Raw genomic sequence first — 25,383 nt, forward strand, 5'->3', positions numbered from 1 at the left:
ATTCTGAGAGTAAGTGCTGACTTTAAGCCATAATCCAAACTCCATCTAGATAGTAGCCTCCGTTCCCGGTTGCTCCCTTCTGAGCAAGCCAATCTTTGTACGCCAAAATAATTGCCCCAGGAAAGTTGGCATGAAGTCGATAAGCTCGACTTCCATTCAGCATCGATAATTCTTCTTGAGTAAGTTCTTGGTCAAGACTCAGATCTTCATTAGTCATTAGCTTTAGGTTGTTGTGAGGGAAATGTCCCTCTGACAAACACACCATCTTCTAAATCAACAACCGATGTGATATCCCCAATCACACGTTCTTGTGAAGCTGGTCACACCTTGTAGGGAGATTCAAAAAAATAAAACCAATCCAGGAAACTGGATACCTATGGAGAATGACGTTTTTACCCCGTAGCCACTGTTCCATGCAAGGCTATTTGAATGAAACGTGATGTTTTAGGGTGAATTACTTGTGCTGAGTCGAGGCCACCAGAGCCATGAAGCCAAGCGGGCAACAGAAGCGCTCTCAACAGGCAGAAAGCGACTTAAAGCTGCCTTGGGTAATGACTGGATGCCGTGATTCCTATATCGACGACAACTAACCAACTCATCTCATCCCAACCTTCTTAAGTGCTCTTCGCCAACCACCGATATGCCCAGTAACCGCAGATCGCGACGATCACCCATGGAATCAATGCTCTGACAAACCAAAGGGCAAGCAGCACTAGCAAGGCTGAAACAGCAATCCGCTTGGTGATTGCCTTTGCCTCATCGGTCATGACTTCCCAGCGAGGTACCAGAGACATCGTTGTTGCTTTATTGAATGCATCTGATCTTCTACCGAACCCTCTTGCTATGCAACTTCAGGTGCCCATCCAACCTCCAGCTCCCTTCTGATGATCCATTGATGGCATTTGCTGTTGAGGTGCTCTCCTTGAGGAATCAAGCGTTGATGAATAGGACAGGTCAACAAGGTCTGGCACTGCTTCCCGACTGCATAGCGGAAGTGATTACAGGTCATGCACACTGCTCCTGATCGCGAGGTTTTGAGAGTGCCCTCATCCATGCACTGCCACTCCTCTGGGTCAGAAGAAGGAATGGGCGATAGTTGACTGCCTGAGAACCGTGCCATCGAGCCCTTCGCATCCAGTACTCCTGTACTAACTCAAACAGGCTGCTTGGGTCAAGTGATTGGAAGTGACTGTTCTGATCTCAAGTGCTCGAAGGAATCCCGCAGTGCAATGGTGCTTGTTAAGCAAGTGCAGCATGGTCCTTCATGCAAGCAACTTCGGCATAATCTCAGGCCTTTTCCATACCACCCAAACGGGCCTTTTGCGCCCTGGGCCTAGAGGGTATTTTTACATGTTTACACACTATCAGAAAGAATCAGTTATGTTTGGTGCGAACATTAACCATTAATTGAACAATGCTTCGCAAGCAAGAAAAAAATGCAGTCACAAGAGGTGTCTTACTAGGCATTGGTTGGGGATGGGGTTTAGATAGGTTTTATGAGGGCGACAAAAAAGGAGGAATTCTTGCAATCATTGGATGGGGGATCATTTTTACAAGTTTCTTCTATCTACAGTGTTCTGGGATTGAATACGTCGATGGTGTAAAGGATTATTCCAACTACAGTCCTAATCCATTAGTTGTTCTTCCCTTAATCGCTGGGCTATACGGAGCCTATCTAATTATCAAAAAGGCATTCAAATTGGCAAAGCAATTTGAAAATGCAGAAGATTAATTAGTCATCGATTAAGCTAGAGGCGCTATACTCCTAACTAAGCAGTTTTTTTGTCATGGGCGCTGATCGACTTTGGCGCCCTTTCTCATGCTTCTTTATCACTGCTTAACTCTGATTATCGGTTCAAGATCTAATGCTGCCTATATCCACAATCAGTATTCCAGAGTAATGGAGATGTGCCGATGAGTTTGTGACCTCGAAGATAGATAGGTGCGGCAGAACTCAAGTCGAGGTATTCAATCACATCCATGACCTGCCGCAGCAAGGCATCCACGTCAGAACCCTCAATGGGCTGATCAACACCAGAGCTTTAGCCAAATTCGCGCCTGTGCTTCTTGGTCTGCTCTCTGATCTTGCAAAAGTGGAGCTCTCATTGACCAGAAAGAGAACACTTGAGAGCATCCAACACCGCAAATAAACAGATGTGAGTTCTTGGGAGGTAGACCTAAGACCAGTCGCGTCCAAGAAGGGCTGGTACTACGCATTAGCAAGGAAGAGTTCTCTTACAGATTCATAAGAGAGCAAACAGGTCTTGCTCTCTCCACCATCAGAAGGATCATCGTGGAGCAAGAGGTAGTAGCAGCTTGAACCTTCCACCACATTTCTTAGACAAAAAGAAGAAAAAAGTTGTCTTCCATATCAAGGGGGGGGGTCTTGCCAGTCACTATGGCAATACATACTTGGATGAAATCGTTCCAACCTGAATACAAGGGTATTGTTGTGAGGCGCGAGGAAACTTTCTATCATTTACGAGAGGGAGGAGGAAGATGACAAAGAGAAAAATGACTGCGGTGTTCTGACTATGGACTCGGACGCAGCAAGAAAGCACTGCATTTCAAGAACACGAAACAAGCAACGAAGATTACCAATGAGACTCCTTACACCAACAGAGACTGATCCCTCGTCGAATTCCATCCCTTTACTACTTTCAATAATCCTGTCTCGTTTTTCAGTTACCCAATCCTCTCTATGATTCATTTCTCTCATTCCAATCTTTTACTGTTCTTTCTTCAGTGTCAGTCATTAGGTTTTTATACTATGTATTGTAATAACAGAACCGTCTGTAAGACTTCGAAACCTATCGGAGGCAGTTCAGGATGGAAGGGAATCTTACAACCCCCTTCCTGGTCCTCAAACAGGTGAAGAACCCAGTCGTTAGGGTTCCATCAGCCAGTAATCAATCCACCATCGGGAATATCTCTAAATGTATGGTTGAACCTCCCTTCGGTGGTTGAACTTCCATGTGATTCATTGTCTTGACTCACATTGTTATTACCACCGAAATCAAAACTATTTAGATTGGGAAATGTGGGATTACCGGATTGTCCTTGAGGAAGGTTGAGACCTCCACTAACACTCTTCAACTCGTCTAGTGAGAGTTCCTCGTTGATGTCTTCGTTGGTCTCGTTGGGGTCAGTCATCAGGTGTCAATACTCTCAACATAGTCTAATCATTCTTAGAGTTTTTACCAGAAATTAAGGTCGAAAGAAAAGAAGGTTAGTGACGGAAGAAGGGGCCACGACTATTACGGCCACCTTCAATGTCTAGAAAGTGTCTACAGTGTCTGGTCTCATCAAACAATTCCTTCATCTTCTTATCCCACTGTTTTGTCTTTCTCTCCCGTTGGTAATCAAAATATTTCTCCATGTTATCTCTACAAACATTTATCTTGTGGTTCCTTACTGACTGTGGAATTTGAGTAATAATCAAGAGAAGGAAAAGACCTATGTAGATCCCATCTCTTTTGGTTAGTGATGAGTTCATTAGTGTCCTGCTCCTCCATAAATTCTTCCCTCTGATTTCTCCCATTCTTTCAGTGTCATCCCTGACCCAGAACCATGTGGACCATTTCCTTTCAAATTAGTCCCTTCACCAGGAACCATTATTCCACCACTAACACTCTTCAACTCATCTGTTGAGAGTTCCTCATTGAGTTCTTCGTTGGGTTCAGTCATTAGGAATAACTAGTGATGATGACGTCTTTCAGTTTATATCCATTCTGTTTCTTCCAGTCTTCAAGTGTCCCTCCATAACCAGAACCTTGTGGGGAAGGAGAAGGAACATCAGAAGGAAGAGTGGTTTTTACTTCACAGTTCATAAGACCACCACTAACATTCTTCAATTCATCAGTTGATAGTTCCTCGTTGATTTCTTCGTTTGTCTTTTTTGGGTCAGTCATTAGTTTGTGCTTGAGATGCAGGAATGGTTGAATAACGTGAGGATTAACTACAACTCACCGTATTATTCACCACCAATACCTATCTTGTTGCTTTCTTCCAATCTTTTAACGTCATCCCAGAACCAGAACCTTGTCCAGCTAAAAAATCCTCTGAACTGCCCCCTTTTACTGTATCTCCAGATGAACCCTGACCCCTCAATCCACCACTAACACTTTTTAGTTCGTCAATAGATAGTTCCTCGTTGATTTCTTCGTTTTCTTTTGGGCCAGTCATTAGGTACAAATACTCTCATAGTTAGTATAGCTAACCTTGAGAGTATTTACCAGAACTGGAATATTGGAGGAAACTGACTGAGATTACCTGATCACTTAAACTCTACTAGTTACAGGATCTACATTGGATCCGGCAATGGACCGGATACTTCATCAATTCCAACTTTATGAATAGGATCAATAATATAATCTGGATGGATAATCACTCTCCGTTGATTTGAGCGTGAAATTCTTGAACTGAAGCCGTCCAACTTCGCAAATACACCACCACCGTTGATGGAATGTAGCTCTTCAATCGTAAGTTCGTTGTTAGTCATTGGTTTAAATTTTTGTGAGGGAAATCTCCCTCTGACAAGCACATCCTCTACCAATTCCTCTACTACGTCATTGATCCGAATCATTGCTAGTTGTGATGTTGGTCACACCTTGCCGAAGAAATTACCAGAAAAAATAATTTCAGATCGAGCTTAGGTTTCACGACACAAATATCTGAAGCGATATAACGTATGTAGAAAGCCCGATTTGACCCCATAGCCCCTCTGCAACGCACGTCTATTTCATTGAGACGTGATCTGTTAAGGCAAGCAAGGTTCGTTGAGTCATTACTAGTAGACAACAAATGGCCTGTCGGCCTATGTCCGTATTCAGCGTAAGCATTGCGTAAGCGCCTATTTGACAGCCCCTCAAAAGCCTTCCAGTACAGTAGTTCTCAGCCTAGGTAGTGTAATCGGCGTTGATGCGCACCTAATAGTCACAACCTAGTTATTACAAGGGATTATACGTGATGCAACTTGCGCTAACATGGTGCTAACAAAGGCAAAGAGCTCCTTGCAGCTCAGCCTTTGTCATGACACTGCTGACAACGCGCTAACAAGCGCCTCCTTTCATCCTCAAACAATGGCGGAGTCTTGGGCCCTAGATAAGAAGGCAATTCCTTCCGATCCCAACGCTTTTGTGTTTAGGAATGGCAGTCGTGATGGTCGGTGGTACCTCTATTTCTATGACCGTGAGTCAGGGGGTAGACATCTACGGGTCTTAAAAGACGGCAATGGGACATATCCAAAACCAGATCTCTCTGGTCAAGACGATGCCTGGATGCTCGGTGTCGCTACTTTCATTGATCTAAAAGCAAAAGCTGATCGCGGAGAAGCCATCCGTTCGATTTCATTCGCTGAGATGGCTCAACAGTTCCTAGCCAAAGAACAAAAGAAGATCAGTTCTATTCCACTGCAAGGGATTACAGCTGCTCGCTACAGGCTACTTGCCAATCAAATGCGCTGGCTCAGGGACTACGTCGGAGATGACAAAAAGCCCATTCACAAGTTTCGGCGCTCTGCCTTTTTGAACTACGAGACATGGCGCAAAGAACGAGCCATACAAATCGGCAAAAAGATCCCAGTGCAAACCACCATCCTCCAAGAGATGTCTGCCCTTAAACGTGCCTTTGAGGAAGTCGGCGTCGCCCATGGTTTTGTCACACGAGAGAGCCTTCCTGAGATCCCACGCATCAAGCTGCCGAAAGACCAAAAGCACCGCCGTGATGACTTCTCAGACAAAGAGTGGTTAGAGCTTGAAAAAAGCAGCCGGCTCTGGTGGAGCAAAGGCTTGCAACGCACTTTCGATGAACAAGGTCAGCTACTCAAAGATTCCAGCGGCAAGTACATCACAACCGTCAGCGTTGATGGCCTTTCGCCCCGCTCTGCAGCACAGCTCATCCATCGGCAACTCATCTACTACGCGATGCGCATCTCGATGGATAGCGGCATCCGTCCTGGCTCCCTACGCAAGATCAAGTGGAAGCACATCTCAGAGAACACTGCTATCCCCAAAGCAGAAAGGAAGACATGGATCATTGTTGAGGTACCGCCAGAGAACACCAAAACAGCGCGCTATTACCGCATCTCTGCTCCCATCGCTCGTCACCTTGAGGCCCTCAGAGATATCACCAGATTCAAAAAGCCCGACGACTTGCTTTTTGTCAATCAACGGACAGGCCAAGCCTTTAGTGAACGCATCTGGAAAGACGCCTTCGCTGAGGCATTAGTAGAGGCACGACTCGCCGATTGGGCCGATGATGACAGCAACAACCAAAGGCGCATCAACATCCACTCCGGCAAGAACCTCACCTGGTACAGCTTTCGACACACTCACATCAGCATGCGTCTTAAAGCCGGTGTACCAGTTCCTGTGATTGCAGCTAACACCGACACCAGTATGAAATACATAGAAGACCATTACTTCCACTACCGAGCCGATGAAGCAACAGATCTACTTAGCAAAGGCAGAAAGACAATTAAAGCTGCAGAAAATCACCTCCATTGGATTGGTTAGATCAAACAATAAAACACGTATCACCAACACGAACTCATGGGTCAAAGCAAGCAAAACAAGTTCAATACAACATCAAAGTCCAAGGCCTTCTTTCCCATCAAGCAGCATCGCTTTGATTCTTCAAAGCATCCAATCATTCAATCCACTCAAAAGTGTGCAGCACGCATGACAACGATGCTATCTGCGCAAGAAGATCAAATGCTAGAAGGTCTTGCTAACTCTCTTCAATGTAATCAAAGGGAAGCCATTCGCATCGCCTTACACGAGGCTTCCAGAAGCGGCTTTAAGGCCCTGCAAAGCGCCTCTAGATGCGCAAGAGCGTCAACAACAAACAAGGGCCACACAGGTCGCTCTAGACCTCTCTCAGTCAGTCTTCCTAAAGCAGAAAAGCATCAGGCAATCTGCTTAGCGTATCAACTCGAACTTACAGACAAAGAAATCCTCAGGCTTGCAATCATCTGGCTCGCTAAAGCCATCCAAGATGAAACCATCACCAAGCTGCAAGACACTGCCAAGCTCTCTCAAGATTCATTAGCTAAGCAATGGAGCCAAACGCACAAAGGCGAGCCATCCAAACTCACAAGGCTCAAAGCATCAGCCAAGGCTGCTTACCAACAAGCAGAAGCATTGGGCCAAGAAAAAGACAAGCAGCTCTATGAACAACGGGGTTTGATGATGCAGCCGCTTGGCGATCAAGCACAGCTAACGACGATCGACGCCATGCTGCAGCTAGATGCAGACGATCTCATCGATCAGATCATCAATGACTTCAAAGACACAGAAGCTCTAGATCAAAAAGAAGAGGAGATCTTCCGCATCATGATCTCTTACCAGATTTGGGATGAGCAGCTTGCAACTGAGATCTGGCAACAAGAGCAACAACGAAAACAAGCAGAAGCCTTAGAACCTCAAATGACAGATGACATGCTCGATGAATGGCTAGAGGGGATTAGAGAAGAGACTCAAGACAACGCAAATCAACCAACGACTACTCCCGTACAGCTGATGGCTCAACAACCTCGAGAGCGCCTCACACCAGAAGAACTAATCATCAAGCGCTTCTTTGATGCTCTTGACTGAAAACCCTTGCAAGCACTAGAAAAAGACACCTATCCCCCTACTCTAAGAGGAAAGACAACATAGACATACCAACACCATGACGACACTCACGACAGCCAAAGAAAAGCTTTGCCGCTCCATGCTTAGCAAAGTCGGCATCTACGAAAAGATGTTGCTAGAAGCACAAGAAGAGAAAGACACAGAGACAATCAAACACCTTTATCTGCATCACACTCATCTGATGAACAGGTTGGAGAGGTTGCTCTGCTCATAAGGACCACACACCATTCACGCAAGACACAACAGCTCTTTAGCTCCCTATGAATGATGGTGAGGTGAACGAGCGAGCAAAGCGAGCGAGTGAACCACCATCTTAAATACAACTTCCTTAACTGCTTAAACTGATCAATACATGCCTACTAAATCATTACGTTCCAAGAAAGCACATTCCAACGCAGGACAACAACTTAAAGTTCAACAGCTACTAATACCTGGAATAGAGCAGCTACAGCAACAAGAACTAAATACTCAACTACCACTAAGTATTAATAAACCAATCAAACAGACATCAAAGAAGACTGTAAAAACAACAGCTAAACCAACACATAAAAAAGGAGCCAACCGATTGGAAGCTCCGTATGCCAAACCTAATCCAACTAAACCTGGTAAGCCTTCTTCAGCTGAACTTAAAAAGAAAAAGCAGGAGATGTTGGACTGGTTGAACAATGTAAGGATTGGTTAGTTTCTATCATCAAGTTCTTGCCAGGTATCGGATGCCATTTACACCTTGCTCCAAAGGTCGTTGCATCGCAATCTGTCGCCGACTGATGCATCCCTCCTGCAGCCACCACCCCCAGCTGCACCTTCGAGCTCTTGATCAGAGAGGTTTTGTTGATCGGCTTGTAAGTCTTCTATGGTAATCGTGAACCCAGCAGCCTTTGCAATAGCAACAGGGTCTGCACCTTCTGCCTTTAACTGTTCCTGCAATGAGGCGTCTGATTGAACCTTGGCGAGGAATGCCTTGAGTTGCTCTTCTGACATTTGGTTTAGAAATTGATTGTTATTTGTAAGTATAGGTTGGCAATTATCGGATGCCGTTTTAAGCGAATAGGGAAGTCATTGAAGAAATAAAAAGCCCCTACAATTGCAGGGAGCTTTGGGGTTAAAGCTTTGTAGACACCAACAGTGATTGTCCATTCGCATCTGTCCAACAGTCTATCCACAAGCAGATGGGCCATGGTGATTACATCTGTCGCCCGAGCACTACCCTTTCGCACCACTCAGGGGCTGGATCGCACGAGCATTTTTGCTTCTAAGAACATAAAAACCCGAATTTGGATGGAGGGTCAAGTAGACGTTACGTTTTTCAACGGGATTGGACCTTCCTCTCTATCCCTCACAATCACGCCAGTTGGTGCCCGCTCAGCCTGGCGTTAGTTTTTTTGATTAGCAGTAACAGCATAGTGAAGTCAAACTGGAAAACCCTTTGGTTGGAAGCTGTTGCTCCTGATGAGCCACACAAATTCGAACGGCGCCTGCAATGGGATGCCATCACGGAGGATGACTTTTATGCGGCGCTAAACAAAGAACATGTTTTCCTGCATGAAGATGCACCTTCTGCTCAGGAATCTCTGCAAGATTCGCTTGAGGCTTTGAAAAATGCCTGGGACTTGCCCCTGTTGCCCGTTGATAATAATTTCAAGCACCCTTTTATTGACCTGTGGTGGCCAGTTCGTTGCCATTCAGCAGCGAAACTCAGAGAAGTCTTTGCTTCAGATAGCGCTGGCCTTACTGATGAAATTTTTGATCAGCTAGCTGACAGTTTGCTTGATCGACTCTGTTCTCTTGGTGATCAAGTGTTATGGGAAGCCTTCAATAAGGAACGCACACCAGGCACGATGCTGCTTGCGCACCTGGGTGCGACTGGAGATGGATCAGGGCCACCAGTGCGTGAACACTACGAGCGATTCATCCAATCCCATCGTCGCAATGGCTTAGCAGCATTGCTCAAAGAATTTCCTGTCCTTGGGCGCCTAATCGGCACGGTTCTTTCACTTTGGTTTCAAGGCAGTCTGGAGATGCTGCAACGCATCTGTGCCGATCGCACAGTCCTTCAGCAACGCTTTGCGATTCCCTGCAAGCACCATCTCAAAACCATCAAGCAGGGCTTGAGTGATCCCCACCGCGGTGGCCGTGCAGTCGCAGTTTTGGGATTTGCTGATCCCAATTCCACTGATCACTCCTCCATGCATGTGGTGTACAAGCCCAAAGACATGGCTGTAGATGCGGCTTATCAGGCCACCTTGGCTGATCTAAATACCCACAGTGATCTACCACCGTTGCGCACTCTTGCCATCCACAACGGCGACGGCTATGGCTATATGGAGTATGTAGTTCATCACGTTTGCGCTAATGACCAAGAACTAACCAATTTCTATTTTAATGCCGGTCGACTAACCGCCTTACTGCATCTACTAGGTTGTACTGACTGCCATCACGAGAATTTGATTGCCTGCGGTGATCAGTTACTTCTGATCGATACCGAAACATTGTTGGAAGCTGATCTTCCTGATCACATCAGCGACGCTTCCTCAACGACAGCTCAACCCGAGCCTTCCACTCTGCAAAAACAGTTTCAGCGTTCTGTTTTGCGTTCCGGTCTACTACCGCAATGGATGTTTCTTGGAGAATCCAAACAGGCATTTGACATCAGCGCTCTTGGCATGTCGCCGCCGAATAAACCCGACAGAATTGCTCCCGGCTGGCTTGGGTTCAACAGCGACGGGATGATGCCTGGTCGTGTTAGCCAGCCTGTTGAAATCCCAACAAGTTTGCCAGTGGGAATCACAGGTGTTAATCCATTTGATCGGTTTCTGGAAGACTTCTGTGAAGGGTTCTCAATTCAAAGTGAGGCGATCATCAAGCTCCGCAATCGCTGGCTAGATGTCGATGGAGTATTGGCTCACTTTGCAGGACTACCACGCCGGATTGTGTTGCGAGCCACGCGTGTGTATTTCACCATTCAACGTCAGCAGTTAGAGCCAGCTGCTTTGCGTTCTTCGCTTGCGCAGGCGCTCAAACTCGAACAGCTAGCACGTAGTTTTCTGCTCGCCGAATCAAAGCCTCATCACTGGCAAATTTTTGCAGCAGAAGTCAAGCAGATGCAGCAATTGGATATTCCTTTCTTCACTCATCTCATTGATGCTGATGCCCTGCAACTCGACGGATTGGAGCAAGAATTACCCGGCTTTATCCAAACCAGCGGTTTAGCGGCCGCTTATGAGCGATTGCGAAATCTGGATGCCGATGAGATTGCTTTTCAACTCCGCCTGATTCGTGGTGCCGTCGAAGCACGTCAGCTGCGCACGTCTCTCGAGAGTTCACCAACCATTGAATCCCCTGCGACATCTGAGGCGCTGATGTCGACATCGGCTGAGACGAGTCTGGAGGCAGCAACGCGTATCGCCCATCGCCTTTTGGAATTGGCGATTCGCGGCTCGCAGGGGCAGGTGGAGTGGCTGGGTATGGACCTGGGGGCTGATGGCGAGAGCTTTTCCTTTGGACCTGTTGGTCTATCGCTTTATGGTGGATCCATAGGAATTGCCCAATTGCTGCAGCGCTTGCAAGCACTGCAGGTTTCAGTGATGGATGCCGAAGCCATTCAGGCTGCAATCCTGGAACCACTGGTTGCACTTGTTGATCAACGCATCGACGATGGTCGTCGGCGCTGGTGGCGTGATCAGCCACTGGGGTTAAGTGGCTGTGGTGGCACCCTGTTGGCTCTTGCTCTACAAGGCGAGCAGGTGATAACCAATAGTCTGCTCTCGGCAGCTCTACCGCGTTTCATCGAGGCTGATCAGCAACTGGATGTGATTGGTGGTTGCGCAGGCTTGATTGGACCGCTGGTGCAGCTGGGAACGGAATCAGCGATGCAGTTGGCTTTGCGTGCTGGTGACCAGCTCATCACGCAGCAAAATGAAGAAGGTGCCTGGAGCTCATCGTCAAGCAAGCCAGCACTTTTGGGCTTCTCCCATGGTGTAGCCGGTTATGCGGCAGCTCTTGCTCACCTACATGCTTTCTCCGGTGATGAGCGCTACCGCACAGCTGCCGCAGCTGCACTGGCTTATGAGCGGGCTCGCTTCAATAAAGACGCGGGCAATTGGCCTGATTACCGCCACATTGGTAGAGACTCAGATTCTGATGAACCAAGCTTCATGGCTAGCTGGTGCCATGGGGCCCCGGGTATTGCCCTTGGCCGAGCCTGTCTGTGGGGTACGGCTCTTTGGGATGAAGAGTGCACCAAGGAGATAGGGATTGGCTTGCAAACCACAGCAGCTGTCAGTGCTGTTTCGACGGATCATCTTTGCTGCGGATCACTGGGTTTGATGGTCTTGCTAGAGATGCTTTCTGCAGGCCCTTGGCCGATTGACAACCAGCTCAGATCTCATTGCCAAGACGTGGCTTTTCAGTACCGCCTGCAAGCTTTACAACGCTGCTCAGCTGAACCGGTCAAGCTGCGATGCTTCGGCACAAAAGAAGGATCACTTGTACTGCCGGGCTTCTTCACAGGCTTAAGCGGGATGGGATTAGCGCTGCTCGAGGATGATCCATCAAGAGCTGTCGTATCTCAACTGATCAGCGCTGGGCTCTGGCCTGTGCTCAATGACTAGCCAACATACTGGCCAGATAGCCATGGCCTTTAAGCTCATCCCACGTGCCTGACATGACTTGTTGCGGTTGATTTCTGTCCAGCACCACGATCTGGTCAGCCTGCTGGATCGTGCTCAAACGGTGGGCAATGCTGATCCTGGTCATGCCCAGCTCCTTGATCGTTTGTGTGATCCGCTCCTGGGAGCGATTGTCTAACGCACTGGTTGCTTCATCCATGATCAGAACCTTCGGTTGGGTGATCAGGGCGCGAGCAATCGCAATCCGTTGCACTTGCCCTCCAGAGAGATTGCCACCGGAATCGCTTAACAACGTTTCCAATTGCATTGGCATCGCCCGCACTTCATCAGCTAAAGCAGCTTGTTCAAGCGCTTGCCAAACTTCATCTTCGCTGCGCCCCACTCCGCCGCAGATGACGTCATAGATGGATCCGGAATTGAGTCTTGCTGTCTGCATCACCACCCCGAGCTGACGACGGTAGGCCCGGATTGCTAATTGCGTCAGCGGGATGCCATCTACCAAAAGTTCTCCGGCCTGGGGGCTAACGAAGCCAAGCAGCATGCGGACCAATGTTGTTTTTCCGCAGCCACTTGCACCAGTAATTGCCGTGTGTTGACCAGCTGGAATAGTGAGAGTGAGGCTGTTGAATAATTGCTCACTACTTTCTGGAAACTCGTAGGAAATACCCCGCAGTCGAAATTCGCCCCGCAAGCTGTGATAGATCGCCTCAGGTTGATACCCCTTTTCAATATCTGCATACAACACTGGTTCAGCCCGCCGCCAAAGAACAGCTGCACGTCCAGCCACGTTAGCCAGAAGATTCACCGCACCGGTTAGTGCGCCGTTGAAGCCAGAAAACGCAGCATTAAAAGAAATAAATGCCACCATTGTTTGATTCAAATTAATTTCGCTGGGGCTATTCAAAACCTGAGAGGTCACCACGGCGAACATGAAAAGACTGGCCAAGGGGGTGACCAAGGTTCCGTATTGCTCCATCGCATCGCTATAGACGTTGCTGCGTAATTGCAAGGATGCATAGTGATTGATCTCTCTTAGCCAGCGAACCAATAGGTAAGGCTCACTGCCAGCGCTGCGGATCTGGGGCATGCCCATAACAGCTTGCAGGGAAAAATTTGTGATCTCTGCGCCACTTTCTAGTAATGGCCATTGCAATTGGATCGAGCGCCAAGTGATCCAAAGCAGGCAGATGATGGCAACAAGAGTAAAGGCGCTGGCCCATAGCGCCAGCTGGTTGTCGTAGACGAACATCAGCACAAAAAAGCTGATGGCAAAGAGGCTGGAAAGCAGGGTTGATAGCACACCATTGCCAATCAGTTGACGCAACTGACTGATCGAAGTCACTCTAGAGGCGAGGTCGCCTGTGGTGTATTTGCTGATGAAGCTCATCGGCAAGCGCATCAGCCGATCCCAAACTGCAGATTGCAGACGCAAATCAGCAATGCTCTCCAAGCGCAATAGCATCAGGCTCTGCAGAAACTCAGTGGCCATTGAGCCAATCACAATCAAAACGACAACCGTCACGCCCTGAAAAAGCAACTTCTGATCACTTTGAGGAAGAATTCTGTTCACCAGCAGATTGGTGAGCATCGGAATCGAAAGAGTAAACAACATCACCACCGCAGAGGTGATCACCAGGGCTGTTAGAGCTCCGAGTTCGGTAGCAAAAGCGAAACGCAACACAGCCAGCGGACCTAAAACGGTTTCCGGTAAAGAGGGGTAAACCTCATAAGCAGTTGCAGCAAGTTTCAGGTTCGAATCACACAGCTGATGACTCTCATCCTGCGGGTCATAAAGCCAGTTTTGACCTCTATGTCTATAAAGAGCGAAGGGAGTGTTGTGTTCAGCATCAAAGACAACCAGTAATGGATATTCCGCTTGGTTCGGGTCACGTGGCAACTCAATCTTGCGGTGATGAATATCATTGAAATTCAGAAGCTTTTCGATGGAGGCGCCAGAAAGTGGCTCCAATCGTTTTTGACGTCTTCCGAGCTTCGCCATACAAAAGCCAAGTAGACGAAGCTCGATTTGCCCTTCATTCTCGGGGGTATCGCTGAACAGCAGCTCCTCCTCAAGTGCTCTTGCTTGCAGCAAGGCCTCACGGCCTGGATTAGTCGTCATGCGCTCACTTCACTCTTCTGCTGTTCGGATTGCACCAAGGCCTGAAAAGCGCTTTGTCTAGTCAAAAGATCCTTGGGAGAACCGATTTCAATGACTTTGCCGTCTTGCATCACCATGACCTGATCACTACGTAGAGCTGCATCGAGGCGGTGGGCCACGCTCACCGTCGTCAAACGGCGAGCTTTGAGAGCATCGAGCACTCGAGTCTGGGTGGCGTTATCAAGGGCGCTGGTCGCTTCATCCAACAAGAGAATCTTCGGCTTTCGCAGCAGTGCCCGACAAAGTTCCAATCGCTGCCTTTCTCCCCCACTGAGATCGCTTCCGTTGTCACGAAGTACCCGCTGGAACGCTTTTGGATGTGCTCTGATCGTATCCAACACCTGGGCATCGTTAGCTGCAGTCTCGAGATCTTCCAGCCCATAGACAGGGTTCCAAAGGGTGATGTTGTCATGCACGGAGGCGTTAAAAACAAACACCTGCTGCGGCACATAGGCCAAGCTGTTACGCATTACTCGATCGCCATGCTCCTGCCAGGGTTTTCCATCAAATAAAAGAGTGCCGCCACTGGGCTGATAAAGGCCAGCCAGCAAACGAATGAGAGTGGTTTTTCCACAACCACTACCGCCCACAATTGCTAACTGAGAACCCGCTGGGATCGTTAGATCAAGTTGATCAATGAAAGGAGGGGAATTGACATCAAAGCTATAGCTAATTTGTTGTAACTCGATCATCCCCTCGAGGCGTTTAGCCTCGTTAGATGTTTCGTCTTCAACCCCTAAGGCAGTGGTTTCACTCATCGCGAAACTGCGTACCAACGGGTCATCTTCACTTTTGTCAAGATCTTGGAGACGTGCAAGATCGCCAATTAGCCTCTGAATACTGGCATTCAGTTGTGGAAGGGAAGAGATCGGAGCAGTGAGCTGACCTTGCAAAAATTGAAACGCCACTAAGGTTCCAAGTGACATCTTGCCAGCGATAATCAGCAACCCTCCGACAGTGATAATCAAAGCATTGAGCAGAAAGCTACTGCCGCTAGCAGAGACTGTGGCCATAGCCATCTGTGAACCAAGCAGCTGGTTCTGAATCACCACGTTGCCAAAGCTGCCTTGCCATTGGCTCAGGAAGTCAAATTCCAGGCCAGAAGCCTTGATTGTTTCGATGTTGTTAATCCCTTGCAGTCCCTTACCCTGAGCCTTGCCCTGCTCCAGGGCGAGTTTACGGTTGGCGTCGTAGCGCTGCTGAGTTAACCACCAGTTAAGAAGAAGATTGGCGCCCATCACGACCAGCACCAAAAGCGCTAGCCAGATTGAGATAAACAAAGCCACGGTCAACATCAGAACACTGGTCCAGAGGCTCAAAAGAAAACGCAGCAAGTTGCTAATCACGACCTGCGTGGTTTGCATGCCCAGTAGCATGCGACTAGCAATTTCACCCTGAAAACGGGTCTGATAAAACCCGAAGGTCACTTGAAAAAGCTTGCGGAATAAATCGGCAGTCAGTCTTTTGGAGAGCAACAGCTCCATCCTTCGTAGGATCAAGTAGTAAATACTGAGCACCGCCAACCAGCCAAGAACGGTGAGCAGCAGCAACCAAAGAATTGGAATGCCGAAATAGAGTCGCTGATTCTGTAGAAAGTTGTCGATGAAGCCCGAAGTGAAGCCAGCAACCAAAAGGCCGAACACCGCTTGGGCGCTAGCTACGCAAAGCAGCTGAAGCAAAGATCTGATGTATGGACGAAGCTTGGCGGGCAGACTCAACAGTGGCGATCGCTCACTGCCGCCAGTGCGGAACTCAGGCCCGGGTTCGAACTCGAGCACGATGCCAGTGAAGTTATCAAGGAATTCCTCCATCTCCACCCGCACCCGACCCTGAGCAGGATCACTGAGGTAGGCGTGGTTATCGTCAAACCCTTCAACCACTAGAAAGTGATTGAAGCCCCAAAAGACGATGCATGGGAAGCGGCCTTCACTACTGAGAGTTTCTCCTGAGCTGCGATAGGCATTTGCCGTGAGACCGTAATCACGAGCAGCCTTAAGTACTTGCTTGGCATTAGAACCATCGCGGTTGACGCCGCAGGCCAAACGCAGCTCGCTCAGTTCAACAATACGGCCAAAGTAAGCGAGAATCGTGGCAAGCGAAGCGGCGCCACATTCAGCTGCTTCGTATTGCAGCCGTGCTTGAGCCTTGACACGCTTCCGCTGCAGTTTCTTCATTCGTTGATTTTTTGTTTGTTGTCGCTAGTTAGCTGATTCGGGCTATCTGGCGGACTCATTCCAAAGAAATAGCGGACACTAGGAAGCACCATTTCGATAGGAGCAACGTGCCGGGTGGTGATCTGCACAGAAAGGCGATCACCGGGGGTCGGAGGGAATGGCAGATCCCCCTTTGAACTCCAGCGGTAACCACCGCTATTGAAGGGGGAGGTCTTTCCAGTGCGCTCAAGCGCCACGACTGCAAGGGTTGGAGACGGCTCGCGATTTGTGATCACTTGGGCCAGCGATTTCAGGCCTACTCGGGCACTAACATCTTCAAGCCCGCTTGGCACTTGGGCCATCGACACCACGCGCCCACGGATGCCACCAACCTCCGAGCGTTTATAACCCTCTGGAGTAGCTAGAGCATCCATGCCTGGGAACACCTGGGCCATTTCCTTGGAGCCGAGAAACACTGGCACGAGTCTGGGACCTTTGAGCGAATCATCACTCAATTGCAGTACAACTTGGCCCTTGCTGACACTTTCACCATTGTTTGGGATGACTTGGGTCAAATAAACATCATGCGAGGCAAAGATCATTTCCTGATTAATAAGATTAGAAAGGGTATTGCCCAATTTCTGATAAGACTGATCCAGTTGATTGGCAAGTTGAATTAACTCATTTTTGTTGCTGTAAATCTGAGTGCGAAGATTATCAACCTGAGCTTGTTCCTGTAGAATCGTTGCACGTGTCACATATCCCTTGCTTTCAAGGCTTTGCATCTGGGCAAGGTAAGAGGAACGTCTAGCGAGTTCTTCACGAAGGATTGATTGTTTAGAATTGATATTGTTCTGTTGAGCCAGGGTATCGCGGAGTGTTCTCTTGAGTTGGTCAAGTTGACTATGGAGCTGCTCATGCTGAGCAGATGATTGAATCCAAAGCATTAGCTTGCCTGCTGGGATTTTCTCTCCATGAAAGCTTTGATTAAGTTTATCTGTAAAATTTTCAGCAGATGAATTCTCAGCGATTGATATCTTTTCTGATATTTTATCGATGGCAATAAGGATCTGTTTCGCCAGCTCAGTCATTTGGCGATTATTGAACTGATAAGGCCGATTTTGGAAACGTCTGGCTGATAGATGCCATTGCTGCTTTGGTTGATTAAACATCCAAACAACATTGCCGTTGGTACCGCTGATGCTGCTATTAATTGTACTAACTGGAAGTAGCACACCTGTGCCTTCTACACTCAAGGGTATACGTGCAAAGGTGGCCCACAGAGCTCCGCCAATGGCAATCAGCAGACCCATCCCCAAAGTAGCCTTTAAAGGTGGCGTCAATAATGTAATTGGTGGGTTGCGATCACAAACTTGATGGCGCTTTTCCAAAGCGCGTTTGTTAAAGGGATTAGTCAAGGCATTAGAGAGGAGTTTTTAGGATTACTCGATGGATTACGCATCATTCTTAAACGCATCTGTACATCCTTCTCTGTACTACCAGGCCATGTTGCTGAGTAGCGATAGAGTTCAGCAACAGCATTATTGTAGCTAAGTATCGCTTGCGAGGATTGTTGTGAAGCTATAGATAGCTGTTGAATCGTCTGTACAACGCTGGTGATGTCACCTACCCCAGCAGCCCAGCGCACTCGAGCGACCTCTTGCGCAAGCTTTGCACTTTCGTAAGCCCTTTGGGCACTCGCAATGGCTATGCGTGATGTTTGCATTTCAGCAAAGCTGTTTCGTACTTGACGAACAACAGTTAGTTCCGTTTGTGCTGCTTGGGCTTTTTGTTGACGGCTCTGCGCATAAAAAGATTGAGCATTGGCTGCATTAATGCCGCCATCGAACAAAGACCATGAGAAGCCTATCCCGACAGTAGCTGTCCACGTGCGAGTCCAATGGTAAGCGCTCCCAGGATCATCATCGACAGGGACGTATGGGTAACCATTGCTGGAGTTAAGTGATCCAGTTCCAATAAGTTGAAAAACCGGCAAGTAGCTGCGTATAGAGGCTATACCTCTCCATTGAGCTGATTCAGCGGCAGCAAGACTGGCAAGAATCTCTTCACGTTGCTGGAGTGCATTTTTGAGGGTTTCTTGAAGGGTTTCACTCCAACTCCCTGCCAGAGCGGCTGGATCACTAGGGATGGCGAGTTGTCCTGGTGGTAGTGCTAGGTATTCTGCTAATAAAGCAGTTTGCTTGATGTATTCCTGGGTATAGCTAACTAGTTGGCTGAGCTGAGTAAAAAGCTGAGACTTAGTTTGCTCAACATCAAGCACAGTCGCCATCCCGATATTTTTTTGAGCTTCTAGCATCTTGAGTTGTTGTTTATTAATCTCATAAATCTGTTTAAAGCTGTTAATGAGCTGTTGGCCACTTTGAATGCCGTAGTAGCTCTGCTGAAGGTTGAGGATGAGGCTACGGGTGCTTACATTAAAAAGTAATTTTTGTTGCTTGAGTGATTCAGATACTGCGTTGATATCAGGCTTTCGCGTTGGATCAATGAAGTTCCAGCTCACTATCGCTCCAGGCTGGAGTAGAAATGATTGGTTCTTCTTTGTTGAATAGAGTGAGTTAGAGCTTAGAGTGGTTGATGAATCTCTGTTTCCACGCATGCCATATTGATTGTTAATGTAAGTTCCCCAGCTGTAACCAATGAATGGAGATCCATTGGATAATTGTAATTGAGGATACCAGCGTCTTTGTGCAGCAATCAAAGACCATTCGTATTGCTGAATCGAGCCAAATGCTTGAAGCAGTTCTGGATTATTAGTAATCCCAATAACAATAGCTTTGTCAAGGCTAATGGGCACACTATTTTGCTTCACAATATTCTGCAACCTGTTCAATTCATTGGCTAAATGCGTTGAATCATAATTGGCATTTTTGCTAGCTAAAATTTCATTTGATTTCGATGTCTGCGCAAGGCTTTGTGGCACAATCCAAAATCCAGCCAGCTGTAAAACTGCAGTCGTAGTGAGCAAGGAGTGCAGAATTGACATCTACAGATTACGAACTAGGTGCTTAATGGAATTTGAGTCATATTAGTCATATTATAGACTATTGAACTAATTCTGGAATTAGCATGACACGCTGTATTGCATTGGTCAGCCTCTGCAGGCTATCAGAAACTCCGTAGATTGTGGCATAAGGCTCAATTAAATGCCTTAGCAATGACATCAAGTTACCCTAAAACCTGACAGGGATAATGGAATGAGGGATGGTGATATTTAGTTCAAGTTAGGAGGGTTGCCTCAGGGCAAAAAATGTGAGTTAGAGGCGAGGAGTTGGCAGTTAATATTGCAGCATTAAGTTAATAATACCAGGGTTCGCTTAGATTGAATTCATGCTTATCTGGGCCTCGTAGAGGTAAGATGTCGCCAGGTATTGAAGGCTAATTTGCGAGCTTTTGGGTGTGATTCAAGAAACAAAAAGGCCCCTGAGGGGCTTTGAGTGTGTAGGCTTAAAAATTAGCAGTCATGAACAGCAATCAATACTATAATTGGTTTTGCAGGCCCAGAATGTGACGCTACATTGGTAGTTTTTTTGGATGCCTCCAGCCACATTTTCAAGCTCATCATCAGACAGATTTTGGCGATGAGTTTTTAGGTCTTCAGTGGTAATCGCAAACCCAGCAGCTTTAGCAATAGCTACAACATCAGCTCCTTCTGCTTTTAACTGTTCCTGCAGTGAAGTATCGCCTTGAACTTTGGCGATGAATGCCTTCAGTTGCTCTTCTGACATGGGATTGGAAATTGGTTCTTGTTTGTAAGTTTAAGGTGCCAGTATCGGATGCCGTTTTAAGCGAATAGGGAAGTCATTGAAGAAATAAAAAGCACCTTGAGGGCTTTGAGTGTGTAGGCTGTGGCCGTTCCGATTATGGGCCCGTTTCAGCACCAGGCCCCAACAGTGCCCATCCATCCATCTCTGTGAAGGCCCCCAGCCACACCTTCCAGATCGTCATCAGACAGATTTTGGCGATGCTCTTTTAAGTCTTCTGTTGTAATCGAGAATCCAGCAGACTTAGCAATAGCTAAAACATCAGCACCTTCTGCTTTGAGCTGTTCCTGCAGTGAAGTGTCTGCTTGAACCTTGGCAAGGAATGCCTTGAGTTGTTCTTCGCTCATTAGTTTAGAGATTGGTTGTTGTTTGTAAGTTTAAAGTGCCAGGTATCGGATGCCGTTTTAAGCGAATATGGAAGTCGTTGAAGAAAGAAAAAGCCCTTTATTAGCATGAGCTTTGCTGGGTAAACTCCAAAGCTAACTTAAAAAGATGTGTGGAAAAGCTTTATTAGCAGTGAGCATCCGTGTACCATGACAGCCTAGTGCCATTTAAGCAGTCCAACACATTGCACACCCCTGGTCAGGAACGGTGCAATACCCCACACTGTCGATGTCTCCAGCTCCACCGGCTACGCTCTCAAGCTCACTGTCCGTCAGCTCTCTCGCTCCTGCATTATTCCCTGCTTTGAGCTCTGCTTCCGTAATTATAAAACCAGCAGCTTTAGCAATAGCTACAACATCAGCTCCTTCTGCTTTTAACTGTTCCTGCAGTGAAGTATCGCCTTGAACTTTGGCGATGAATGCCTTCAGTTGCTCTTCTGACATGGGATTGGAAATTGGTTGTTGTATGTAAGTTTAAGGTGATAGGTATCGGATGCCGTTTTAAGCGAATAGGGAAGTCATTGAAGAAATAAAAAGCCCCTTGAGGGCTTTGAGTGTGTAAATACAGCCTTTCAAGTCACAGGTTAAAATTGGATCAGCACACATTGATAGTAAAACGGTTAGCAGTACCCTGCACACAGAAAAAACCCCCAGCCACACCTTCCAGATCATCATCAGACAGGGTTTGGCGATGCTCTTTTTCTAAGTCTTCTGTGGTGATGGAGAAGCCTGCAGCTTTGGCAATAGCAACAGGGTCTGCACCCTCAGCCTTTAACTGTTCCTGCAATGAAGTATCGGCTTGAACCTTGGCGATGAATGCCTTCAGTTGCTCTTCTGACATTGGATTTTAGATTTATGTTTTATATTTAGCAGTCAGCAGGAGACAGAGAGAAAAATCACACAAATCTTTCACGCCATTTAACGATCGGAAGCGGGCCTCATTGTCCCCATAGTCCCTCTGCAACGCACGGCTATTTCTTTGAGACGTGATCTGTTAGGGCGAGCAAGGTGCGTTGAGTCGTGCCCACCAGAGCAAAGGAACCAATGAGCACTACGTCTTTTACAAGTGCTAACATTGCGCTAACAGAAGATAGTGATCGCTGTAATCTACTGCTAGCACTAGCTTTTTACACTACGTAGTGTAATCGGCGTTGATGCGCACATATTGATCCGAAAGGTCGCAGCCCCAAGCCATGCCATCGCCAGCCCCATCACCAACAACCAAACGAATCCTCACTATGTCATCACTTAAATAAGCGCCATCAACCCGCTCTTGCATATAGCGAGATACAGCTATCCGATCAAAAGACAACGGCTGACCAAATTCCATTAACTGATGAGGGCCCAACCAAAGTGCTACGGCTGCAGGATCGAAGTCCACACCAGCACGCCCTGCAGCCGCGACGATTCTCCCCCAGTTGGGGTCACGGCCATGTACTGCCGTTTTTACCAAAGAAGAGCCACAAATCGTGCGTGCGATGCAGCAGGCCTCAACATCGCTCGCAACACCCTCCACATGAACCTCCAACAAACAGGTTGCACCTTCACCATCACGAGCGATGGCCTTGGCGAGCTGCTGGGCAGCCACTAAAAGGCCAACTTCTAAAGCCTGCAGATGTTCTCGATCTAGAGGTTCACCAGCAGCAAAAGCCAGACAAGAGTCATTGGTGCTGGTATCACCATCCACCGTAATCGCATTAAAGGAGCGATCAACAACCCGCTTCAGCATTGCTTGCCATACATCTACTGCAACACCGACATCACAACTTAAATAGCCCAGCATCGTTGCCATATCAGGATGGATCATTCCTGATCCCTTAGCCATCCCGCCGATGCGAACTAAACGCCCACCAAGCTCTGCCTCGAGAGCAACTTGTTTCTCTACTAAATCGGTCGTAAGGATTGCGCAGGCCGCTTCCGCACCACCCTCATCGTTAAGTGCTTCCACAAGGGTATCCAAGCCTGCAAGCAGAGTGTCTATCGGGATCGGTACACCAATTACACCGGTTGAACAAATCAAAACCTGCTCAACTGGAAGCCCAAGTCGATCAGCCAGAGCCTGAGTGACTCGAATGCTATCGAGCCAACCGCGTTCACCGGTGCAAGCATTCGCCTGGCCAGAATTAATCAACACAGTCCGTGCCGTACCACCACAAACCTGCAAATGATCCACACAAAGATCAACACAAGCTGCACGCACCAATGACGTGGTGAACGTCCCTGCACAAACAGCACCTTCTGGAGCTAGCAGCAAAGCCAGATCCGGCTTACCAGAGGCCTTCAATCCAGCCGTTATCCCTGCAGCCTGAAAACCCAAGGGGGCCGATACACCACCTTGGATGGGGCGCCAAAGGGAAGCAAGCGCAGAGCTCACGGCCTTAGGAGACAAACTAAACACATCCTCCACCTTCATCATGACTGCCGAGCCGCTTAGCACGGTGCTACAGCCACCTTGGTCTAAATCACAACGACGCATCGGCCTAACTGGCGGTATCGCCACTGGCAAGAGCAGCGTTGGCCACTACCTCGCTGAGCAACACGCCCTTACTTTTCTCGATGCTGACCTATACGCCCGCGCGGCCCTAGCCCCTGGCAGCGCAGCAACCAAGGCTGTGCTGCAGCGATATGGCAAAGCCGTGGCAGCAGGCAGCCAGAACAATGAAAGCAGCCTCGATCGCTCTGCCCTAGGCAAGATCGTGTTTGACGATGCCGCCGAGCGCTATTGGCTAGAGCAGCTCGTGCATCCAATCGTGCGTCAGCGATTTGAGGCTGACTTGGCTCTCCTTACTGAAACAACACCAGTAGTGCTGATGATCCCTTTGCTATTTGAAGCAAAGCTCACTGATTTGTGCAGTGAAGTGTGGTTAGTGGATTGCAGCTCTACTCAACAATGCCAACGATTGATGAATCGCGACGAACTGTCGCGTCAAGACTCAGAGCGACGAATCGCAGCTCAATGGCCAATGAGCCAAAAGCGAGATCTTGCCGATCTGGTGATCGACAACAGTGGTTCGCCAAACAGCTGGAAACAGTTTGTAGACCAAGCACTCAGGCAAGAACAGCAATAAGCAGCTATGAACTAGATGAGAACACTTAATGACTACAGGTAGCAAACAAGGCTCATCCAATAACCAGTGATGAACGCTATCGCTTGTGTTAACCATTAACCACCTCAACATCCCCAAGGTTGGCCATGCAACAGAACAGTTAATGATCGACGAGTGAGCTCAATTGAACCGATCTACAGCAGCTATCAACCCTTCAACTTCTTGCTGAGGATGAGCCGCCAACAGTTCCTCCACAATCGTTGTGATAGCCGCCGGATCACTGATCATCCCCAGACCGCGCTGATCAACAATCGCCTTCGCTGAGCCGCCCTTCTCCAGCAACTCAGGCAAGATTTCCTTGGCGATCTTGCCGCTGATCTTGCCGCCATCGATCAGTTGCACCATCTCTGCCAACTGCTCCGGTCGCAATGGCAACGTAGAATAAGAAAGACGATTGGCATTCACGTAAGCAGCAATATCGCCCTGGATCCAATTCGCCACTCCCTTGGCCTCGGCACCTGCCGCCACGGCCGCCTCGAAGTATTCCGCCATCACATGCTCATCAGTGAGCACCCTGGCGTCATACACCGACAAACCAAACTCTTCGGCATAGCGATGACGCTTCGCCGACGGCAACTCTGGCAACTCAGTACGCCAACCCTCACGTACAGATGCAATCACCTCAATCGGACCTAGATCAGGATCCGGGAAATAGCGGTAATCGCTGCTGCCTTCCTTCGAGCGCATGCTCTTGGTGAGTTGCTTGCCCTCATCCCAAAGGCGAGTTTCCTGCACCACTGCTTCACCGGCCTCATAGGCCTTGATCTGGCGCTGAATCTCGTACTCACAAGCTTTCTGGATGGCCGAAAACGAATTCATGTTTTTGATCTCAACCTTGGTGCCAAAGGGAGCGTCGGCCCCTTGGCGCACGGAGATATTGACGTCACAACGCAAAGAGCCTTCCTGCATGTTTCCATCAGAGACCCCTAAATAACGCATGATCCTGCGAATCTCCGAGGCATATTCCGCCGCCTCACGACCAGTGCGCAGATCAGGTTTACTGACAATCTCAGCTAACGCCACGCCGGCCCGGTTGTAGTCCACCAGGGAATGGGTGGAGCCAGCGAGTCGATCGCTGCCAGCATGAACGAGCTTGCCGGCGTCCTCCTCCATATGGAGACGCTCGATGCCAATACGCTTGAGGTAAGTGTCCTTCCCCTTCTCCGCAACTTCCACCTCAATCCAGCCTTCTTCTGCAATCGGCTCATCAAATTGAGAGATCTGATAGTTCTTCGGTAGATCGGGATAAAAATACTGTTTGCGATCAAACTTGCTGTGCTCGGCAATATTGAGGTTGAGTGCCATTGCCGCCTTGACCGCGTATTCCAACACCATCTGATTAAGCACCGGTAACGTGCCGGGAAGACCACACACAACAGGGTCGATGTGGGTGTTGGGGTCATCGCCAAAGGTCGTGGAAGCGCATGTGAAGATCTTGCTATTGGTGCCTAGCTGCACGTGTGTCTCCAGACCGATCACGGCTTCCCATGCGCCGTTATCCGAGCTGGTGGCCACTGTCATTACCGATCTCCAATTAA

The 25,383-nt window shown here is 48.3% G+C and carries 27 protein-coding genes; 9 read left to right on the top strand and 18 right to left on the bottom strand.

What is annotated here, in order from left to right:
• Nucleotides 1-614: 614 nt before the first annotated feature.
• Both SIB41_RS10575 and SIB41_RS10580 read right to left on the bottom strand, forming a co-directional pair.
• Nucleotides 615-794 carry a hypothetical protein gene (locus SIB41_RS10575; RefSeq protein ID WP_413358792.1) on the bottom strand — a complete coding sequence of 60 codons (180 nt, stop codon included), beginning with the start codon at nt 792-794 and terminating at the stop codon, nt 615-617.
• 47 nt (nt 795-841) lie between these two features.
• Nucleotides 842-1,120 carry a galactose oxidase gene (locus SIB41_RS10580; protein ID WP_413358794.1) on the bottom strand — a complete coding sequence of 93 codons (279 nt, stop codon included), beginning with the start codon at nt 1,118-1,120 and terminating at the stop codon, nt 842-844.
• Between the two features lie 294 nt (nt 1,121-1,414).
• Between SIB41_RS10580 and SIB41_RS10585 the strand changes: the two genes are divergently transcribed.
• Both SIB41_RS10585 and SIB41_RS10590 read left to right on the top strand, forming a co-directional pair.
• Nucleotides 1,415-1,732, top strand: coding sequence for a hypothetical protein (locus tag SIB41_RS10585; protein ID WP_413358796.1), 318 nt, complete (start codon nt 1,415-1,417; stop codon nt 1,730-1,732).
• A 190-nt stretch (nt 1,733-1,922) separates the two neighbouring features.
• The gene (locus SIB41_RS10590) at nt 1,923-2,150 is read left to right on the top strand and encodes a recombinase family protein (protein WP_413358798.1); all 228 of its coding nucleotides are present in this window, start codon (nt 1,923-1,925) and stop codon (nt 2,148-2,150) included.
• A gap of 748 nt (nt 2,151-2,898) precedes the next feature.
• Here SIB41_RS10590 and SIB41_RS10595 read toward each other — a convergent pair.
• The 5 genes from SIB41_RS10595 to SIB41_RS10615 all read right to left on the bottom strand — a co-directional run bounded on the left by SIB41_RS10595 (nt 2,899) and on the right by SIB41_RS10615 (nt 4,585).
• Nucleotides 2,899-3,153, bottom strand: coding sequence for a CCRG-2 family RiPP (locus SIB41_RS10595; RefSeq protein ID WP_413358800.1), 255 nt, complete (start codon nt 3,151-3,153; stop codon nt 2,899-2,901).
• A gap of 342 nt (nt 3,154-3,495) precedes the next feature.
• Nucleotides 3,496-3,687 carry a bacteriocin gene (locus tag SIB41_RS10600; RefSeq protein WP_413358802.1) on the bottom strand — a complete coding sequence of 64 codons (192 nt, stop codon included), beginning with the start codon at nt 3,685-3,687 and terminating at the stop codon, nt 3,496-3,498.
• Entirely contained in the window at nt 3,687-3,911 is a 225-nt protein-coding gene (locus SIB41_RS10605; protein ID WP_413358805.1) for a bacteriocin, read from the bottom strand. Before SIB41_RS10605 ends, SIB41_RS10600 begins: the two co-directional genes overlap by 1 nt.
• A 79-nt stretch (nt 3,912-3,990) precedes the next feature.
• Nucleotides 3,991-4,185, bottom strand: coding sequence for a CCRG-2 family RiPP (locus SIB41_RS10610; RefSeq protein ID WP_413358807.1), 195 nt, complete (start codon nt 4,183-4,185; stop codon nt 3,991-3,993).
• Nucleotides 4,186-4,303: 118 nt separating this feature from the next.
• The gene (locus tag SIB41_RS10615) at nt 4,304-4,585 is read right to left on the bottom strand and encodes a CCRG-2 family RiPP (RefSeq protein WP_413358808.1); all 282 of its coding nucleotides are present in this window, start codon (nt 4,583-4,585) and stop codon (nt 4,304-4,306) included.
• A gap of 496 nt (nt 4,586-5,081) precedes the next feature.
• Here SIB41_RS10615 and SIB41_RS10620 point away from each other — a divergent pair, with 496 nt between their 5' ends.
• From SIB41_RS10620 to SIB41_RS10635, 4 genes are all read left to right on the top strand, one after another.
• Complete coding sequence (locus tag SIB41_RS10620; RefSeq protein ID WP_413358810.1) at nt 5,082-6,515, top strand: site-specific integrase; 1,434 nt, start codon at nt 5,082-5,084, stop codon at nt 6,513-6,515.
• A gap of 165 nt (nt 6,516-6,680) precedes the next feature.
• Nucleotides 6,681-7,595, top strand: coding sequence for a hypothetical protein (locus tag SIB41_RS10625; RefSeq protein ID WP_413358812.1), 915 nt, complete (start codon nt 6,681-6,683; stop codon nt 7,593-7,595).
• Nucleotides 7,596-7,671: 76 nt separating this feature from the next.
• Complete coding sequence (locus SIB41_RS10630) at nt 7,672-7,848, top strand: hypothetical protein (protein WP_157859772.1); 177 nt, start codon at nt 7,672-7,674, stop codon at nt 7,846-7,848.
• A 138-nt stretch (nt 7,849-7,986) separates the two neighbouring features.
• Nucleotides 7,987-8,316 (top strand): hypothetical protein, encoded by a 330-nt coding sequence (locus SIB41_RS10635; protein ID WP_413358814.1) that lies wholly within the window; start codon nt 7,987-7,989, stop codon nt 8,314-8,316.
• Between the two features lie 38 nt (nt 8,317-8,354).
• On the opposite strand, the gene SIB41_RS10640 is transcribed toward SIB41_RS10635, so the two are convergent.
• On the bottom strand, nt 8,355-8,615 hold the full coding sequence (locus SIB41_RS10640) for a Nif11-like leader peptide family natural product precursor (protein ID WP_413358816.1): 261 nt from the start codon (nt 8,613-8,615) through the stop codon (nt 8,355-8,357).
• 195 nt (nt 8,616-8,810) lie between these two features.
• On the opposite strand from SIB41_RS10640, the gene SIB41_RS10645 reads away from it, so the two are divergent.
• A complete protein-coding gene (locus SIB41_RS10645) occupies nt 8,811-9,011 on the top strand; it encodes a hypothetical protein (RefSeq protein WP_413358818.1) in 201 nt (66 codons plus the stop codon).
• Nucleotides 9,012-9,037: 26 nt separating this feature from the next.
• Complete coding sequence (locus tag SIB41_RS10650) at nt 9,038-12,244, top strand: type 2 lanthipeptide synthetase LanM family protein (RefSeq protein ID WP_413358821.1); 3,207 nt, start codon at nt 9,038-9,040, stop codon at nt 12,242-12,244.
• Here the strand turns inward: SIB41_RS10650 and SIB41_RS10655 are convergent.
• From SIB41_RS10655 to argJ, 9 genes are all read right to left on the bottom strand, one after another.
• Nucleotides 12,234-14,381, bottom strand: a complete 2,148-nt coding sequence (locus SIB41_RS10655; protein ID WP_413358823.1) for an ATP-binding cassette domain-containing protein — start codon at nt 14,379-14,381, stop codon at nt 12,234-12,236. The two genes, SIB41_RS10650 and SIB41_RS10655, sit on opposite strands and share 11 nt — an antisense overlap.
• A complete protein-coding gene (locus SIB41_RS10660) occupies nt 14,378-16,594 on the bottom strand; it encodes an ATP-binding cassette domain-containing protein (RefSeq protein WP_413358825.1) in 2,217 nt (738 codons plus the stop codon). Before SIB41_RS10660 ends, SIB41_RS10655 begins: the two co-directional genes overlap by 4 nt.
• Complete coding sequence (locus tag SIB41_RS10665; RefSeq protein ID WP_413358828.1) at nt 16,591-17,991, bottom strand: hypothetical protein; 1,401 nt, start codon at nt 17,989-17,991, stop codon at nt 16,591-16,593. The genes SIB41_RS10660 and SIB41_RS10665 overlap by 4 nt, the downstream gene beginning before the upstream one ends.
• Nucleotides 17,988-19,514, bottom strand: coding sequence for a TolC family protein (locus tag SIB41_RS10670; RefSeq protein WP_413358830.1), 1,527 nt, complete (start codon nt 19,512-19,514; stop codon nt 17,988-17,990). Before SIB41_RS10670 ends, SIB41_RS10665 begins: the two co-directional genes overlap by 4 nt.
• A gap of 538 nt (nt 19,515-20,052) precedes the next feature.
• On the bottom strand, nt 20,053-20,319 hold the full coding sequence (locus tag SIB41_RS10675; protein ID WP_413358833.1) for a Nif11-like leader peptide family natural product precursor: 267 nt from the start codon (nt 20,317-20,319) through the stop codon (nt 20,053-20,055).
• Nucleotides 20,320-20,465: 146 nt separating this feature from the next.
• Nucleotides 20,466-20,702, bottom strand: a complete 237-nt coding sequence (locus SIB41_RS10680) for a Nif11-like leader peptide family natural product precursor (protein ID WP_413358835.1) — start codon at nt 20,700-20,702, stop codon at nt 20,466-20,468.
• A gap of 204 nt (nt 20,703-20,906) precedes the next feature.
• Nucleotides 20,907-21,182: a Nif11-like leader peptide family natural product precursor gene (locus SIB41_RS10685; RefSeq protein ID WP_413358838.1), complete on the bottom strand. Its 276-nt coding sequence runs from the start codon at nt 21,180-21,182 to the stop codon at nt 20,907-20,909.
• 151 nt (nt 21,183-21,333) lie between these two features.
• Nucleotides 21,334-21,579, bottom strand: coding sequence for a Nif11-like leader peptide family natural product precursor (locus SIB41_RS10690; protein ID WP_413358840.1), 246 nt, complete (start codon nt 21,577-21,579; stop codon nt 21,334-21,336).
• Nucleotides 21,580-21,870: 291 nt separating this feature from the next.
• A complete protein-coding gene (gene argJ / locus SIB41_RS10695) occupies nt 21,871-23,154 on the bottom strand; it encodes a bifunctional glutamate N-acetyltransferase/amino-acid acetyltransferase ArgJ (protein WP_413358842.1) in 1,284 nt (427 codons plus the stop codon).
• Here argJ and coaE point away from each other — a divergent pair.
• Nucleotides 23,153-23,806 carry a dephospho-CoA kinase gene (gene coaE / locus SIB41_RS10700; RefSeq protein ID WP_413358844.1) on the top strand — a complete coding sequence of 218 codons (654 nt, stop codon included), beginning with the start codon at nt 23,153-23,155 and terminating at the stop codon, nt 23,804-23,806. The genes argJ and coaE overlap by 2 nt on opposite strands.
• Before the next feature lie 159 nt (nt 23,807-23,965).
• Here the strand turns inward: coaE and gatB are convergent, their stop codons facing one another.
• Complete coding sequence (gene gatB, locus SIB41_RS10705; protein ID WP_413358847.1) at nt 23,966-25,366, bottom strand: Asp-tRNA(Asn)/Glu-tRNA(Gln) amidotransferase subunit GatB; 1,401 nt, start codon at nt 25,364-25,366, stop codon at nt 23,966-23,968.
• Nucleotides 25,367-25,383: the final 17 nt, after the last annotated feature.

Origin of the sequence: Prochlorococcus sp. MIT 1201, from assembly GCF_047303415.1 — a bacterium.
GTDB lineage: Bacteria > Cyanobacteriota > Cyanobacteriia > PCC-6307 > Cyanobiaceae > Prochlorococcus > Prochlorococcus marinus_D.

Excerpts from the sequence above, each read along its gene's own strand:
- gatB (WP_413358847.1), bottom strand. The coding sequence starts at position 25,366 with ATGACAGTGGCCACCAGCTCGGATAACGGCGCATGGGAAGCCGTGATC.
- SIB41_RS10615 (WP_413358808.1), bottom strand. The coding sequence starts at position 4,585 with ATGATTCGGATCAATGACGTAGTAGAGGAATTGGTAGAGGATGTGCTT.
- coaE (WP_413358844.1), top strand. The coding sequence starts at position 23,153 with ATGACTGCCGAGCCGCTTAGCACGGTGCTACAGCCACCTTGGTCTAAA.
- SIB41_RS10690 (WP_413358840.1), bottom strand. The coding sequence starts at position 21,579 with ATGTCAGAAGAGCAACTGAAGGCATTCATCGCCAAGGTTCAAGCCGAT.
- SIB41_RS10585 (WP_413358796.1), top strand. The coding sequence starts at position 1,415 with ATGCTTCGCAAGCAAGAAAAAAATGCAGTCACAAGAGGTGTCTTACTA.
- SIB41_RS10640 (WP_413358816.1), bottom strand. The coding sequence starts at position 8,615 with ATGTCAGAAGAGCAACTCAAGGCATTCCTCGCCAAGGTTCAATCAGAC.
- SIB41_RS10575 (WP_413358792.1), bottom strand. The coding sequence starts at position 794 with ATGTCTCTGGTACCTCGCTGGGAAGTCATGACCGATGAGGCAAAGGCA.
- SIB41_RS10610 (WP_413358807.1), bottom strand. The coding sequence starts at position 4,185 with ATGACTGGCCCAAAAGAAAACGAAGAAATCAACGAGGAACTATCTATT.
- SIB41_RS10580 (WP_413358794.1), bottom strand. The coding sequence starts at position 1,120 with ATGGCACGGTTCTCAGGCAGTCAACTATCGCCCATTCCTTCTTCTGAC.
- SIB41_RS10685 (WP_413358838.1), bottom strand. The coding sequence starts at position 21,182 with ATGTCAGAAGAGCAACTGAAGGCATTCATCGCCAAAGTTCAAGGCGAT.
- SIB41_RS10680 (WP_413358835.1), bottom strand. The coding sequence starts at position 20,702 with ATGAGCGAAGAACAACTCAAGGCATTCCTTGCCAAGGTTCAAGCAGAC.
- SIB41_RS10605 (WP_413358805.1), bottom strand. The coding sequence starts at position 3,911 with ATGACTGACCCAAAAAAGACAAACGAAGAAATCAACGAGGAACTATCA.
- SIB41_RS10655 (WP_413358823.1), bottom strand. The coding sequence starts at position 14,381 with ATGACGACTAATCCAGGCCGTGAGGCCTTGCTGCAAGCAAGAGCACTT.
- SIB41_RS10620 (WP_413358810.1), top strand. The coding sequence starts at position 5,082 with ATGGCGGAGTCTTGGGCCCTAGATAAGAAGGCAATTCCTTCCGATCCC.
- argJ (WP_413358842.1), bottom strand. The coding sequence starts at position 23,154 with ATGATGAAGGTGGAGGATGTGTTTAGTTTGTCTCCTAAGGCCGTGAGC.
- SIB41_RS10675 (WP_413358833.1), bottom strand. The coding sequence starts at position 20,319 with ATGTCAGAAGAGCAACTGAAGGCATTCATCGCCAAAGTTCAAGGCGAT.
- SIB41_RS10625 (WP_413358812.1), top strand. The coding sequence starts at position 6,681 with ATGACAACGATGCTATCTGCGCAAGAAGATCAAATGCTAGAAGGTCTT.
- SIB41_RS10595 (WP_413358800.1), bottom strand. The coding sequence starts at position 3,153 with ATGACTGACCCCAACGAGACCAACGAAGACATCAACGAGGAACTCTCA.
- SIB41_RS10645 (WP_413358818.1), top strand. The coding sequence starts at position 8,811 with ATGGTGATTACATCTGTCGCCCGAGCACTACCCTTTCGCACCACTCAG.
- SIB41_RS10635 (WP_413358814.1), top strand. The coding sequence starts at position 7,987 with ATGCCTACTAAATCATTACGTTCCAAGAAAGCACATTCCAACGCAGGA.
- SIB41_RS10660 (WP_413358825.1), bottom strand. The coding sequence starts at position 16,594 with ATGAAGAAACTGCAGCGGAAGCGTGTCAAGGCTCAAGCACGGCTGCAA.
- SIB41_RS10630 (WP_157859772.1), top strand. The coding sequence starts at position 7,672 with ATGACGACACTCACGACAGCCAAAGAAAAGCTTTGCCGCTCCATGCTT.
- SIB41_RS10600 (WP_413358802.1), bottom strand. The coding sequence starts at position 3,687 with ATGACTGAACCCAACGAAGAACTCAATGAGGAACTCTCAACAGATGAG.